At 38.0% G+C, this 15,172-nt stretch carries 11 protein-coding genes; 4 read left to right on the top strand and 7 right to left on the bottom strand.

From position 1 onward, the window contains the following. The first annotated feature begins 175 nt into the window (after positions 1-175). Complete coding sequence (locus tag B7C41_RS15935; protein ID WP_085299959.1) at positions 176-1,663, top strand: aminotransferase-like domain-containing protein; 1,488 nt, start codon at positions 176-178, stop codon at positions 1,661-1,663. 185 nt (positions 1,664-1,848) lie between these two features. Next, positions 1,849-2,970, top strand: coding sequence for an MltA domain-containing protein (locus B7C41_RS15930; protein ID WP_085299958.1), 1,122 nt, complete (start codon positions 1,849-1,851; stop codon positions 2,968-2,970). Positions 2,971-3,005: 35 nt separating this feature from the next. Here B7C41_RS15930 and B7C41_RS15925 read toward each other — a convergent pair whose 3' ends face one another. From B7C41_RS15925 to B7C41_RS15895, 7 genes are all read right to left on the bottom strand, one after another. Continuing rightward, entirely contained in the window at positions 3,006-4,910 is a 1,905-nt protein-coding gene (locus tag B7C41_RS15925; protein ID WP_085299957.1) for a polysaccharide biosynthesis protein, read from the bottom strand. 127 nt (positions 4,911-5,037) lie between these two features. Further along, on the bottom strand, positions 5,038-6,219 hold the full coding sequence (locus tag B7C41_RS15920) for a DegT/DnrJ/EryC1/StrS family aminotransferase (protein WP_085299956.1): 1,182 nt from the start codon (positions 6,217-6,219) through the stop codon (positions 5,038-5,040). Positions 6,220-6,236: 17 nt separating this feature from the next. Next, complete coding sequence (locus B7C41_RS15915; RefSeq protein ID WP_085299955.1) at positions 6,237-6,878, bottom strand: acetyltransferase; 642 nt, start codon at positions 6,876-6,878, stop codon at positions 6,237-6,239. Continuing rightward, the gene (locus tag B7C41_RS15910) at positions 6,875-7,468 is read right to left on the bottom strand and encodes a sugar transferase (protein WP_143764429.1); all 594 of its coding nucleotides are present in this window, start codon (positions 7,466-7,468) and stop codon (positions 6,875-6,877) included. The genes B7C41_RS15915 and B7C41_RS15910 overlap by 4 nt, the downstream gene beginning before the upstream one ends. Then, on the bottom strand, positions 7,465-8,688 hold the full coding sequence (locus tag B7C41_RS15905) for a glycosyltransferase family 4 protein (RefSeq protein WP_085299954.1): 1,224 nt from the start codon (positions 8,686-8,688) through the stop codon (positions 7,465-7,467). Before B7C41_RS15905 ends, B7C41_RS15910 begins: the two co-directional genes overlap by 4 nt. Next, entirely contained in the window at positions 8,685-10,511 is a 1,827-nt protein-coding gene (locus tag B7C41_RS15900; protein WP_158089148.1) for a heparinase II/III domain-containing protein, read from the bottom strand. The genes B7C41_RS15905 and B7C41_RS15900 overlap by 4 nt, the downstream gene beginning before the upstream one ends. A 35-nt stretch (positions 10,512-10,546) precedes the next feature. After that, on the bottom strand, positions 10,547-12,685 hold the full coding sequence (locus B7C41_RS15895) for a bi-domain-containing oxidoreductase (RefSeq protein WP_085299952.1): 2,139 nt from the start codon (positions 12,683-12,685) through the stop codon (positions 10,547-10,549). Between the two features lie 97 nt (positions 12,686-12,782). Between B7C41_RS15895 and B7C41_RS15890 the strand changes: the two genes are divergently transcribed. Together B7C41_RS15890 and B7C41_RS15885 are read left to right on the top strand one after the other, a co-directional pair. Further along, positions 12,783-13,955 (top strand): MATE family efflux transporter, encoded by a 1,173-nt coding sequence (locus tag B7C41_RS15890; protein ID WP_143764427.1) that lies wholly within the window; start codon positions 12,783-12,785, stop codon positions 13,953-13,955. Further along, positions 13,952-15,154 (top strand): O-antigen polymerase, encoded by a 1,203-nt coding sequence (locus B7C41_RS15885; protein ID WP_085299950.1) that lies wholly within the window; start codon positions 13,952-13,954, stop codon positions 15,152-15,154. Before B7C41_RS15890 ends, B7C41_RS15885 begins: the two co-directional genes overlap by 4 nt. Positions 15,155-15,172: the final 18 nt, after the last annotated feature.

The following is a 15,172-nucleotide window of genomic DNA, read 5'->3' as shown; positions in this document are numbered from 1 at the left end:
TTCTTGCAATAGCCGTTATTATTGATGAAATACAAAAAGAGAACAGATACAATTTATGATATAAAAAAGAGTACAATTTTTTTTTCTCTCTTTTTTTTAACACTAGTGGCTGTAAGTCCACTGGCTATAAAGAACAAGGTTTTTCGCTTTACAGTCGAAAGGATAAAACGCAGAAATGAGATATATTGATCTTGCCGAAATGTGCATTGAAGATATCAGTAGCGGGATATTGCGGCAAAGTAGTCGTATGCCATCGTTAAGGACCTTTCGAAAGCAACATTTGGTCAGTATGAGTACTGCACTTAACTGTTACCAGTATCTTGAATCTTTAGGCTGGATAGTGGCTAAGCCACAATCGGGATATTTTGTCTGTGGTCAACGAACGATAAATGAAAAACCTGAACTGGTTGCGTTTAAAAGCATTATGACCGCGCCAAAGCTCCCTGTGGTTGAACGTTACAAGGCGGATGACAGTGTAGACAACTTTTCGAGTAGCCATTCGCTTCATTATTCCGCTCGTTGCTCAGTAAATAAAGCAATCGTCGGCCCATTGGGTGTTGCACGTATTTCTACTGATTTCATACCACTGGATAAGCTGCAAAACAGTTTTCGTCGCGCCTTAAAAAGGCAGGGCAGTAATATTAGTTTTTATCCTGATGTGCAGGGAGAGAAAATACTACGAGATAGCCTGAGCACGCATTTTAAAAGTTACGACTTTCATATAGCCAGCGATGAGCTGTTGATCACCAATGGTTGTATGGATGCCATTCGAACTGCGTTAGAAATATGTACTGAAATTGGTGATGCCGTTGCCATTAGCTCGCCTTGCTTTAATGGTTTATTAGATATGCTGGCGGCACTGGGGCGTAAAGTTGTCGAAATACCATCAACAGAACAGGGGATTGATCTGGTTCAACTTGAACAACATATGAAGAGTAAGCAGATTAAAGCTGGTTTGTTTTGTACTTCTCATATGAATCCTCAGGGAATTTCGATGACGGCATTGCAAAAGCAGCACTTAGCGCAGTTAGCACAAAACTATAAAATTCCGATCATAGAAGATGATGTTTATATTGAATTGGCGCACGATAAAGTGATGCCCTTGCCCGCAAAGCATTGGGATAAGCAAGGCTACATTTTATGGTGTGGTTCGGTTTCGAAAACAATCGCCGCGGGTTATCGACTAGGCTGGTGCTGGCCTGGTCGTTTTGCAGAGCAGTATTTGCAAAGGCGTAAGTATTGCAATCAAGGGGTTTCTTCACCTGTGCAACTCGCGCTTGCTGACTTTATTAGTAATGGTGATTATGCCAAACATTTAAAAAAATTACGTATAGTGATACAACAACAAACCTTGAGTTATCAGCGCTACTTAACAAAAAATTTACCTGCGGCCAGCAAAATCAGCTCACCATCGGGTGGCTTTGTGTTATGGATACAAGTGCCAAATTTAAATGGCGCTAAACTGCTTAAACAAGCGAGCCAACATAACATTGATCTACGTATTGGAGAGCAGTTTACTACCCGTGATTTGTATCAAGACTATTTTAGGTTAAATACAGGGTTTACGATAACAGAGCGCAATAATAAGAATAGCGGCAACCAAGAGGAGGTGGATAAGCAACTGAAAACGTTAATGTCGCTAATTAACATGGCGAGCCTATAAGTCGTGAAATTTTATTATTGGAATTAGACATTATTATCAGTTCATTTAGCTATTAATGATGAGCCACTCGCTATGGTTTTCTCTATAAATTATTCAATCGTTTAGTAATTATTTAGGCGCTACAGTAGCGCAGGTTTAGTGATTGACATACCATGGCGTTACTTTCAATTTAGTGGCATCATTTTATGCGTTTTTGCTTACCTTTTATTCTTTTCATCGTTGTAACATTTAATTACGCTGCGCAAGCGTCTAGCGAATTTTTTGTCCTTGATAAAACACCAGTACTTGGGAAAATGAAAGGCTTTAAAGCGAGTGCATTGTGTAATGTTGCTGATGAAACTAAGCACTATTTGAACGACTTCTCAGAAGACAAGTTTGCTGTGCATGCGGGTAAGGTTTTTGATAGTACAGTGACATTACCTAAGGTGAAACAGACCCTTGCCTTTATTTGTCAGACTTATCGTGAAGATGTGCGAGCTAAGCGTAATAGCCGGCTGCACGATGAGGTGTTTTTACGTGAGCATTTTGACTTTTATCGTTGGATGCCTGATGTTAAAACTGCACGGGCTATTGCACTAAAAAGTACCAATGAAGTTAAAAGTAGAATGTTAAATGCCATACCTAAAGATAAAATTTTCTTAACCAAATATTATACTAAGTTATTAACCGCGAGTGAGGTTAAAACTGAGCAATATAATCAAGCGCTTTATGCTCTGCCGTACGATGAACAAGGGTTAGGATTAAAGGAAGCAAATGACAATTTATCACTAACCCGTCATCAATATACCCGTCAGCAAGTGATTGCTGGCGTACTGGCCAATAAGATGCTGGCAAAGCCTTTAATATGGCTTACTGAGGAAGCATTGCATGATGTGCTATTGCAAGGTACAGGTGTTGTTGAAGTTAATGGTAAACGTCGTTATTTTAATGTTCACCGTAATAATGGTATTGCTTATGATTATGCCATTGGCAAGCGAGAACAAGCGCGTTATTGGTACTTCTCTGAAGTTCCGAGCATTATGGGCTACGGTGAAACACTTGATAGTAAAATAGCGATTTCGCCACAGGTTTCTTTTGCTGGTAATGTCGCCGAGCTGGGCTTAGGAAAGTTATTTATGGTGAGTTATCAATTGGCTGATGAAAAGGTAGCACGCTTGGGGGTGTTGTCTGATCAAGGGGGAGCATTTGATAATAACCTCTTTCAACTCGATTTACTGGTTGATAGTTATTTTGGTTGGCAAGATTACCATCAAGCTAATAAGGATCTACCTGATTATGCAGATGCTTGGTTAATGCTGGTTAAATAACCTGGCTGTAGCCTTGGAGTGCAGCGCCTAATGAGCTAAGCGGCATTACTATTAATTTTCGCGTTTGCTCTATTTGACTTTACGCTGTTGGGGGATGGTTGATAAGAAAGCGGGGCATCGAGTAGTAATTGACGAATTTTTGCTTCATCTTCATCGCCAATAGCAACTTTTAATGTGCTGATTATTTTATCAATATCTGGCCAAGGTAATGAATGTTCATTTGCGGTTAAAATTCGTTGGTGCTTAGTCTTTTTAGCATTGTCACTAATTAACAGTTCTTCATAAAGCTTTTCGCCTGGGCGTAAGCCACTATAGTTTATAGCAATGTCACCAGTTGGGTTTTTATCATCTTTAATGGTTAAGCCCATTAAATGAGTCATTTTGTAAGCTAAATCGACAATTTTCACTGGATTTCCCATATCAAGGACAAAAACATCGCCACCTGTACCCATAGCACCAGCCTGAATCACTAATTGTGCCGCTTCAGGAATAGTCATAAAATAGCGAATAATATCAGGGTGGGTAATCGTTATTGGACCACCACGCTTAATTTGCTTCTTAAATAACGGCACAACAGAGCCAGAAGAGCCGAGTACATTGCCAAAGCGAACCATAACAAAGCGTGTATTGTGATCCTTTTGAGCAAAACCTTGTAATACTAATTCGGCTAGGCGTTTGGTTGCTCCCATAACGTTAGTCGGCCGAACCGCTTTATCTGTTGAAATAAGCACGAAGGTTTCTACTTCGCAATCAATTGCTGCTTGAGCAATTTCATGAGTGCCTAAAACATTATTGGTAGCACCCGCAATAACATTGCTTTCGACCATAGGAACATGCTTATAGGCCGCAGTATGATATATAGTTTGCACTCTATTCTTATGAAAAATTTGATTCATTAGTCTGCCATTTTGCACATTACCAATTAATGGCTTAATGATGAGATTATCATTATTTTCTTTTAGCGCTTCACTAAGCTCTTGGTGAACCTCGTAGAGTAATGCTTCGCTGACATCGAGCAATATTAGCTCTTTTGGCTTGTTAATGACTATCTGTCGACAAAGCTCTTTGCCGATAGAGCCGCCAGCGCCAGAAACCATGACAATTTTTCCTGTGATATTGGCGCTCAAGAGCTCAGTAATAGGCTTTACTGGTTTGCGGCCTAGTAATTCTTCAACGGAAACTTCTCTTAACTCATCAATGCTGCGCTTACCTGAGACAATATCAGACAGATTAGGGATGGTAAGTAATTCAAGCGCGTAGGGCTCGAGTTTATCAACAATTTGTTTTAACCGTATTGGATCAACTTTAGGAATGGCTATTAAAACTTTGAATTGGCCATATTTTTTAATTAATTTTCCAATATTTTGATGAGGGTGAATTTTTAGCCCTAAAACTGTTCGGTCGACATAGCGTTTCTTTTCATCCAAAAAGGCTAAAGGTTGGTATTTATTGCCTTGAGACAACGCATGATATAGCTGTCGACCAGCACTGCTTGCTCCATATATGACAACGCCTTCACGTTCATCAAACCAGTGTTCTTTGACGACAAAGCTAAATAAAGTACGAGCGCCAGCTATTTGAATACTAGCAAGCACAAGAAATACAATGGGTACTGAACGGGGAACGAAGGCGTCAAAAGCAAAACTGGTTAGATATAAAATGGCACTGGCAATAATGAGCAGTAACTGTATCTTCAAAAATGCTTTAGCGTTAAAAAAACGTACGACTGAATTATAAACATCAAAGGCATAGAATAGCGCAATGGTTGATGTGACAACGGTAATGAAACCGATATTCTCATGCCATGATATTTGAACACTGTCGACGCCTAAACGAATAATATAGGCAAGATAAAATGCGATGCTTAACGCTATTAAATCATAAATAATTGCAAGCAAAAGCTTAATCGAACTAGGTATTAAATCAATTCGTCTAACCATGAAACTACACCTTACAACACGCCGTCTTAACGCAAAAACACGCTAACGATCTGTAATTTTTATTCTTGCAATATATTGTTACATTTTCATCAGCGAATAGCTAAATTTATGTTAATAGATCTAGCTGTTATTTTCTATTATTAATGCTATCCAAGCTCTGAATGAGTAGCTGACATATGGTATTCATTTCATCGGTGGTGAGCGTTGGGTGCACTAAAAACATCAAACTTGTTTCTCCTAGCTTTTTTGCATTAACCAAATCTGCTTTGGGTCTAAAGGTTGTTTTTTCAAAGGCTTTTTCTTTATATACTTCAGAACAACTGCCTGAGTAACATGGAACATTCAGCTCGTTGATAGCACTGATTATGCTGTCTCGAGAAATATCAGCAGGTAGCTTGGTCTCATCTACGATGACGTAGCATTTATAGTAGGCATGAGTAATATACTCAGGTACTTCAGGTACTATCAACCAAGGATATTGTTGGCAAACCTGGAATATTTTATCGGCATTTTTATTACGTTGCGCTGTCCATGTTGGCATTCGCGTAAGTTGAATTCTACCTATGGCTGATTGCATTTCTGTTAAGCGCCAATTAGTACCAAAGCTTTCATGTAACCACCGATAACCTGGGGGATGCTGTTTTTCATAAACTGCGGCGTAAGATTTTCCATGATCTTTAAAAGCCCAAGCTTTACGCCATAAGTACTCATCATTGGTGGTTAACATACCGCCTTCACCGCCAGTAGTCATTATTTTGTCTTGGCAAAAAGACCAAGCACCGATATGACCTATGCTACCAACAGATCGACCTTTATATTTTGTACCATGTGCTTGCGCACAATCTTCAATAACATAAATTTTTTTTTGCTCGGCGAGCGCCATGATGGCGTCCATTTCGCAAGGCCAACCCGCTAAATGTACGCAAATAATGGCTTTAGTTTTTTCACTTAGTACTGGGCTGATAGTTGCCGCACTGATATTTTGGCTATCTAGCTCTACATCAGCAAATATTGGTGTTGCCCCGGCGTTGATAATTGAACTAATAGAAGCAATAAAGGTTCTAGAGGTAACAATAACTTCATCACCAGTACTAATGTCTAATGCTTGTAGAGCTAAGTCTAATGCCAAAGTACCATTAGCAACGGCAATGGCATAATTGCTGTCAGTATAGGCGGCAAATTCCTTTTCAAATTCTCGACCTTCTTGACCGGTCCAGTAGTTTACTTTATTCGACTGTAATACTGCGGTAACTGCTGAGGTTTCTTCTTCAGTAAAGCTCGGCCATGGTGAAAATTGAGTATTTAACACGTTTATTCCTATTTTTATTAAAGCTTTATTGCGCGTACAGCTTTTGCGGGAACACCCAGATAAAGCAATCCGTTTTTGGTGTTTTGCGTAATAACGGCGCCAGCGCCCATTTGACTATTTTCTGCAATGGTAATGCCTTCGATTACTGAACAACCTATGCCTAGCCAAGACATTCTTTCGACACGTACACCTCCGGCAATATTGACGCCAGGAGATAAGTGACAATATTGGCCGATGTGGCAGTCATGATCTACTGTAGCGCCGGTATTGATTATGCATCCGTCAGCGATCTCTGTACCAACATTTACTACAGCGTTAGCAAAAACCACTACGCCTTTACCGAGTTGACAATGCTTACTGATAGCGGCTGTAGGGTGAACTATCGTGGCAATATTAACGCCAGCTGTTTGCAATTGTTGCTGTATGCTTGCTCGTATTGCGTTATTGCCAAGCGCGACAATAAAATCAGCCTTTTGGCGATAATTAATCCAATGTTCGACAGTGTCGATTATTGCCCAGTGGGCGTTGTGCTTACGTTCTGCAACGCTGTCATCAAGAAAAACAATCTCAGTGTATTCGCCACTTTGTTCAGCGCAGTCTGCAACTACTCGGCCGTGGCCGCCTGCGCCTATGATCACTAATGTTTTATTTTTATTCATGGGTTGCCTCTGAACTTAGTCATTGTAGCTTCGCCATCAGCGCTTATATCTGCTTGCATAAATACTTTTTTAACCGTCATGAATAAAATTTTCATATCCAACCAAAGTGACTGATTATCAACGTACCAAACATCGAGTTCGAATTTTTCTTGCCAACTAATAGTATTACGACCATTGACTTGTGCCCAGCCAGTAATGCCAGGTTTCACTTCATGTCTGCGTGCTTGATCTTTCGAATATAAAGGCAAATATTCTACTAGTAATGGCCTAGGTCCTACTAAGCTCATGTCGCCTCTTAGTACAGACCAAAGGCCTGGTAGTTCATCAAGGCTAGATTTTCGTATAAAGCTACCAAATTTAGTTAAGCGCACTTCATCAGGTAGTAACTTGCCATCTTTATCTTTCTCATTTGTCATGGAACGAAACTTTCGCATAACAAAAATTTCGGCATGTGAACCCGGACGCTGTTGTTTAAATAATGCCGGTCGGCCAAGAAAAATAGCGACTAAAATAACTAAAATTACTAACAAAGGTAAAAGAATTAATAGTGCGGTTAATGCGACAGAAAAATCAAATAGACGTTTAATCATGAGACTCTCTTGACGTCATTAAAACATTGAACAAAGTCTTGAGCTAATAGCTTTCGATCAAATGTTGTTTGTGCCAATAGTTTTGCATTAATCGACATTTTCTCTAATTGTGCTGGTTGTGAGGCTAAAAATATCAGTGCTTGTGCAAAGTCCTCTGGCGAGTTTGGAGGCACAGCAATACCGCAATGATTTTCATTGATTAAATCAGCGACCCAACCCGGGTAGTTATTCAATACGGGCAGCCCTGCTGCTAAATAATCAAAAAACTTATTAGGAGAGGTACCGTAATAAAAAGCAGGTATATTTGCTAGCACTTGTAAGCCTAAGTCTGCACGCTTCATTAACTGAGCCAGTTTTGCTTTGTCGACCGGATCGTGAAAAATAACATGTTCTAAGTCTTCTTGTTGTGCTCTTTTTTCTAGTTGAGCTTTTAACTTTCCTTGGCCGATTAATAATATTTTAATGTTTGTTACTTGTTTTTCTTTTAATATTTTAGCTGTGTTTAATACGTTATTTAAATCGTTGGCCATGCCATGCGTACCAGAAAAAATAGCAAGGAAATCAGTATCACTAATACCGGCGGGCTGCCAAGGTAATTGTTCTGTAGTAAAAATATCAAGATCACAGCCATTTGGAATGGTACTTACATTTTGGCTTGTTTTTAAATGTCTTTTTATGCCTTGAGTGATGCCAGGTGAGAGACCTATATGATGATTAGCGCTTTTATAAGCAAGCCATTCTAATCCTGATAACATAGCAAGAATGAAAGGATTTTTTATAACCCCCATCGCTTTTGGCAGCTCAGGCCATAAATCTCTGACTTCAAAAATGAAATATTTCCTTCGTAGCCAACGGGCAAATATCCCTGGTAATGCAGCGGTTAAGGGGGTTGTGGTACAAAAAATGATATCGTACTTTGCTGTTAAAGCATACTTGACACTTTGGTAAGAGAATTTGAGAAAAATTTTTGCTCGTTGGCTTAAACTTTGTGCATTTGCGTAGCCAAGTTCAAATTCAACAACTTGAATTCTGTTTACAATACCTTGTCGGCGCCCTTTAACAAAGGGTGAAGATAAGCCTGTACTCCCCGCGTCGTATGAACCACAAACTATGGTTACGTCATGACCTTGTGCAATTAATGCTTTAGCCATTTCATAAGAACGAATGCCGGTAGCACCTTGCGGTGTGGAAAAGTGTTGATGGAAATAAACTATTTTCATGAAACCCATCTTATTGTTGTTTTTAGTAAACCAGAAGTTTTCATTGTTACCTTTAAAACCGGAATTTTACTGTTTTGAAGATAATAACGTGACTCTAATCCTTCAACAAGCTCAGCCTTCAAAGGATTGGGGGACTCGATCTCAATCGTAATGTTATCAGCTCGCCAATGCATACCTTGTTGTTGCCAATTGAGTGATGCCAAATGCCAATGTAAGTCTATTTCTTTGTGGAAGCCAGATAGCTGATCTTCTATTTCAATACTATTTGTTAATAAGGTGATTTTTCTTATGTGCTTATGTTTGGCATTATTGATATAGCTTGTTGTTAGCACATTTTGCGCTATTTTATTGGTATGGGTTTTGAGCCAGTTGTTATAAAGAAAACGAGACAGCTTAGGCATTTGCTCACATTGGTCAAACGCTACAGTATTATGAGCTTTTACACTAGGAAAGTACTCTTGAAAGTTAGGTGGGCAGTTATAACTATAGCTTCCGGTACCTTTTAATATATTTAACGAACCAAGCCAAAAATCAACACTTAACGCGTCACAACATCCGGGCCGAAACTTGACGTTAGGTGTTCTGATATAAACCCGGCTATCGCTATTTTTGAGTAACTGAAAACCTGTGTTTATCGTATGTAATTTCTTTTGCGGTTGATATTGGCATACTGAAACAGGTAATAGTGTGCAAATTTGCTGATACTCACCTGTTATTGGATAGGGATAGCATCCTTGAAAAAGCGAATATGCAAATTGAACGGATGGGCGGAAATCGCGATAATCACACAAGGTCAGTGGTAATAAATTAGCACCGTCGTTATGACCCATATTAGGCGCATCACCGGTGCAAGGGTCGACAAACGCGTGCAGCCATAGAGATGCTAGACTCGCTTTTTTATAAAACGGTTTAGAGAATAAGGGTTCAGAAAATACATTTCTAAAAAATTCAGCTAGTGATAATGTATCTAACATTAGCCTATGATAATTAACTGAATTTTGGCTAAAGCAACCATCAGAATCAATAAGAACTTTTGATCTGTTTTCTAACCAAAATCGCCCTTGGTTACGCCATTTATTGAGCGTTTTTTTGTGGCTTTCATTACTTTGCCAGGTGCTATTATTTATTAATAAACTTGCACCAATAAAAAGAGCCGCAGCTTCACTTGTACCATGGTTATTGTTTTGTGCCATGGCGTAGCGAATAGTGGGAGCGATGCGTTGCAGATGATTAAAGATCAATTGTCCAAGCGCTGGAGAAATGCTTTTATGTTGTTTCAATAGATAGCAGGCAAGGGCTAAATGTAATACTCGAATTGATGCCTCTTGGCCACATTTCCAATTAACACCTTGGTTCACCGGGTTAACTTCACACCAACTATTCAGCCATAGATTAATTTTATCAATAAAGAGGCTGTTATTATTGGATAAATGCCCGAGGCTAAAGTTTAGTAGCCAATCAAAACGTGACAGCTCCCAAACCGATTTAACATCACCAACTTCAAGCGAGAAGTCATCTAAGATGCTCCAATGACAAGCGTTATTATTTACTACTTTATCATTAGTTAAAGATCGCACCCAATTAGGAAGGGCGTTGGTGTGTATGTTTAACCAACCAAATGCTTTTAATGTTGGTTGTGTAATATTACTTTTTGCAGCTGAGTTTTTTTTATTTAATGAAAAAAATACAGCATTACTGTCAACCTTTGCTACCGAAATCGGCATTGTGCTAACAAAGTGATTCTTTTTGAGTTTTATACGATAGTCGGCAACCCAAAAAAGGTTATTAATACCTAATCGACAATATGTTTGTATTTTACTCAATATACCCATGATGTTAATAAGTAAGTTCTTTCATATTATGATTGTTCAGCCAATTGTTTGGCAACGGTCAACGTGGCTTGGGCTACTTCAAAAATCTCTTCAATGGGGATAGGTTGTTCTGTTCCTGAAGAAATGCTGTCAATAAAAGCTTTTGCACATGACTTTTGCCCCTTGTCTTGTTGCCAAAGGTTCATTTTCTTAAAGTTTTTATAACCATAAGCTGTCATTTTTCTAAAGTTATCTAATTGAATAACTTTGTTATCGCAGAACACTTCAATACGTTCTTTAGGAAATGAATTAGCGCCATTTGCTAGATAATGAATAGTGCCAAAAGAACCATCAGCGAAACCTAGCGTTATGGCTGCTTTATCTTCAACAAGATCTATGGTGTCGCTATGACCCATGCGTCTTGATTGTATTGAGATAATTTCACTACCTGCGAGGAAGCGCATCAAATCAATAAAATGACAAGCTTCTCCTATTATTCGCCCTCCACCAAGTTCAGGATCATGCACCCAGTGCTCTTTCGGGATCGCTCCTGCGTTCATGGTCATTATAAAGGACTTAGGCTGGTTACAGGTGCTAAGTAGTGCTTTCATTTTTATAATTTGAGGCGCAAAACGTCGGTTAAATCCAACCATTAAATGATGTTTTTTGCTGACATTCTCATACGCACTTTTAACGTTAGCTAATTGTTCTGACGTAATCGCTAAGGGTTTTTCTACAAACACGTGTTTATTTTTTGTTATTGCCTTTAGAACAAAATTAGCATGGCTATTGTGCTGAGTAACAACAGCAATTGTATTAACTTCGTCATTATCAAGCATCGTATCAGTATCGGTTGTTGCCTGCTGAAAGCCGTTGTTTTTACCATGGATAACACTATTGATGCCACTAGATGTTGCAATAGTATGTAATTGAGCTTTAGCTTCTTTAAATGCAGGAATTAAGACACGAGATGCGTAGTTACCCGCACCAATGAAACCAAGAACAGGCAGTGATTTATCAAAAGTACCGGTATTATTAAGCTCAATAGACTGTTGTAGTTTGTCGTTTTGATTTTTATCTTGCGTATAATCCAATAATATACCAAGAGCCGATTTATTATCAGTTAAAGTATCATATGCCTCTAAGGCATCATCGAACAAATAGCGGTGGCTAATTAATGGTTTTACATTAATTTTTCCTAAGGACATCATATCGAGTATGGCGATAAAGTTTCGTTGTTCTGTCCAACGAACGAAACCTTCAGGGTAGTCCTGCCCTAGCTCTTCGTAGTTTGGATCGTAACGTCCAGGGCCATAAGAACAAGAAACTTGAAAACTAAGTTCTTTTTCATAAAACTCAGCTCGATTTAGTTCCAAACCTGTTACACCTACTAGTATAATTCGTCCGCGCTTTCTGGACATGTTAGCTGCTTGTGAAACGGGATCGCTTGACTGGGTTGAAGCGGTAATAATGACAGCATCAGCCCCTTTATTACGGGTGAAACTTAGCGCCTTTGCGACGACATCAGTACCTTCATTTGGGTTACAAGTCTCGGCACCGAATGATTGTGCTAGGGTTAATTTTTGCGGGTCAAAATCAATGGCAAGCACACGGCAACCGTTGGCGATCAAGAGTTGAATGGTCAATAACCCGATAAGCCCAGCACCAATAACTACAACACTTTCGCCAAGTGTAGGTTGTGCTAGCCTTATTCCTTGTAAACCTATAGAGGCTAGTACAGTAAATACAGCACTTTCATTATCAACGTTATCGGGGATTTTTGCCGTCAAATTTTTAGCAACTCTCACAACATCGGCATGAGGACCATTAGATACGACTCGATCGCCTAATTGGTAACCACCAACATTGTTGCCAATATCTGTAACTGTACCAACGTGACAATAACCTAACGGTAAAGGTTGAGCTAACTTAGAGCGAACGGCATCAACCGTTGTCATTAAACCATCAGTGTGAATTTTTTCAAGCACCATTTTTACTTTATCAGGCTGCTTACGTGCCTTATCAAGTAATGACGATTTACCAAAATCAACCAGCATTCTCTCGGTGCCTGCGGAAATTAAACTTACCGAGGAAGAAATTAATAAATGACCTGATTTTACTTGTGGGGCTGGGGCAGTGACTAAAGATGTTTCACCTGTGCCCATATTTTGTAATATTTGTTTCATTTATTTTTATAGTTTATTGTTTTGAGCATTATTAACATTATATTCTTTAAAGTAAAACCTGTACTATCGATTATTAAAATTAATTGCTTTGCAATACATGAATAGCCAAACAATATTAAAATATATTTTCTTGTCGATAATACCAATGGTAATGGCCAAAGGTGCCATTTTTATTGCAAATATAGTCACTGCAAATCAATTGACAGTCGACCATTTTTCTCAATTGTCTGAAATTTATTTATGTGCTGCCATCATGGCTACACCGGTTATCGCCTCGTTAAATCAATATGTTTCTATCGTTAATGAAAAAGCGAAAAGTTTGATAATCTTAGCATTGATATTATCAGTATCATCAAGCCTGCTTTCTACCTTGTACTATGCTATTTTCTTTAATGATTTTATTGTATTGACTAACATTGCGATGGTTTTCTTTTTCACACTTATAATCATTTTAAGTGGCAGCGTTAGTGCTGTTTTTATTGGTTCTGGAATTGCCAATAAATTAAATGTTTCAGCATTGATTGGTGGTATATTATTTGCGATATTAGTTTTTGTTTTTATTCGATTTAACGTTACTTGGTATTTCTACTTTTTTTTATATTTAACAATCCCAGTAACCAACTTGATAATTTCTCCTTTCTTATTGAAAACAAATGCTGAGTTGATCAATAAAAAATCAAATCGAGTAAATCAGCGTAGAACTATTATAAAATTACTACTAATCGCTGTTATGGGTGCCCCAGTGCAACTTGTTTTGGTTGCGACATTGCAAGCTTTAGATTTAACCGGGCTTGAATTAGCAAGGCTAAACATAGCTTATCAATGGCACATGCTGGTTATTCTTCTTCCAACAATGATTTCTGCAGTGTTATTGAAATTTTTAGCTGAAAAGAAAGCAGCAACTCAATCAATATATCGTTATCTATCTTATGCAATTGCCTGCGCACTGGCGTTATTAATTATTGCTGTTTCTGGCTTTGCTGAAGCGTTATATAGTTTTAATGGAAAAGGGCTAGCAACGGCAATTACGGGATATGCCATTGCTGGGGTGTTGTCGGTATTTTATCATGTCGAATTAAATACGTTTTTAAGTGAGTTTGCTTTTGACAAAGCACTTAAGATGGTAGGCATAAACGCATTTATTTATTTATTAGTAGGGTGGATAGGATTGCACTATTTTCCTGCAACCTTAACATTAGCTATTGCCATGTCGGTAAGCTATGGCATTACAATTGTTTTTATTAAGTTACGCTTTAGGCAAAAAGCATGAGAGCAAGCCTTTTCGTTTTAATTGCCATTTTTAGTAATTTTTTTGGTAGTTATATTGTCAGTGCTTATGTAAAGTTTTTGAATTTACAGGAGTCAACCGCGTTTAAAAAAACTGGCTATGAAAATGGTGCAATTTTTGACAGCAGCATCGTATTTGTAGTCTTGGTTATTTCATATTGTTTTATAACTCTTTTCAATAAGAGAAAAAAAGCGGTACCTAAGTACTATTATAAAATTGATGAATTCTATTATTTTGTTTCTGCAATTTTATGCGTTTTTGCTTTAATTTCTTTTCTTAATATTAATTGGTCTTTTACTGTTGCTAATCGTGGTGCTGGTCAATTTAATCGTTCAATAATAGATTCTCTCTCTCGTTTAATAATCCTTTCGTTGCCAATTACTCTTTTTTATATTAATGCCTACTGGAAAAAGTTTTTGTCGAAGATCATTGTTATATTTTTAGTCGTAAGTGTATCTTTGTCAGATATTTCTAATGGCGATCGACGAATGCTATTTTCATTTGTTGTTATGCTTATATTTTTGATGCTCAGAAACGGAAACACAGGCAATTTATTAAAATTTTTGATTTCTAAAAAAGGTATGTATTTATTGTTCATTTTAGGGATGTTGGTTTTATCTTATGCAATAAGAGCATCAGGTACCGCTAAAATGGAACACATGACATACGGCTTATTGAACGGCACCATTGGTGGCTTAGGGGTAGGGAAAATATTGGCGCAAGTAAAATTCTACGCAGCAGAGCGAACGGGTTTTTTATTTGGCGCTACCTTCTTTAATTATTTTATGGGGTTGCTAGTCCCGAGTTTTATGTTTTATTTGGTAGGCGGTGATGAGTTTTATTTGAGAGCATCTTATTTGTTTGATGACCTATTCAATACTAATAAAAACATGGGTTATGATTTTATGATGATAGCTGATTTTTATTGGAATTTTTCATATTATGGCTATTTTTTATACGTGTGTCTGACGATATTTATTCTCAATTACATAGTTAAAAACGAAAATAGTGCTAACGACTTTAAATTCGGGATATCTGTTTTATTAGCTGCTTTTTTTATTGCAGGACAAAGGTCTGATTTTGGCTTTTTTCTTAAATCATTTGTTTACTGCGCAATAACGTTATGGTTGATGTATCGATTTGCCCCTAAATATATAAAGCGTAATTTAAGAGAGAGATAGTGAGTCATTCAAATGAAA

This window comes from Cognaticolwellia mytili, assembly GCF_002104475.1.
GTDB lineage: Bacteria > Pseudomonadota > Gammaproteobacteria > Enterobacterales > Alteromonadaceae > Cognaticolwellia > Cognaticolwellia mytili.
This window is presented reverse-complemented; position numbering and strand designations above follow the sequence as displayed.

Excerpts from the sequence above, each read along its gene's own strand:
- B7C41_RS15930 (WP_085299958.1), top strand. The coding sequence starts at position 1,849 with ATGCGTTTTTGCTTACCTTTTATTCTTTTCATCGTTGTAACATTTAAT.
- B7C41_RS15890 (WP_143764427.1), top strand. The coding sequence starts at position 12,783 with ATGAATAGCCAAACAATATTAAAATATATTTTCTTGTCGATAATACCA.
- B7C41_RS15910 (WP_143764429.1), bottom strand. The coding sequence starts at position 7,468 with ATGATTAAACGTCTATTTGATTTTTCTGTCGCATTAACCGCACTATTA.
- B7C41_RS15895 (WP_085299952.1), bottom strand. The coding sequence starts at position 12,685 with ATGAAACAAATATTACAAAATATGGGCACAGGTGAAACATCTTTAGTC.
- B7C41_RS15935 (WP_085299959.1), top strand. The coding sequence starts at position 176 with ATGAGATATATTGATCTTGCCGAAATGTGCATTGAAGATATCAGTAGC.
- B7C41_RS15915 (WP_085299955.1), bottom strand. The coding sequence starts at position 6,878 with ATGAATAAAAATAAAACATTAGTGATCATAGGCGCAGGCGGCCACGGC.
- B7C41_RS15905 (WP_085299954.1), bottom strand. The coding sequence starts at position 8,688 with ATGAAAATAGTTTATTTCCATCAACACTTTTCCACACCGCAAGGTGCT.
- B7C41_RS15925 (WP_085299957.1), bottom strand. The coding sequence starts at position 4,910 with ATGGTTAGACGAATTGATTTAATACCTAGTTCGATTAAGCTTTTGCTT.
- B7C41_RS15885 (WP_085299950.1), top strand. The coding sequence starts at position 13,952 with ATGAGAGCAAGCCTTTTCGTTTTAATTGCCATTTTTAGTAATTTTTTT.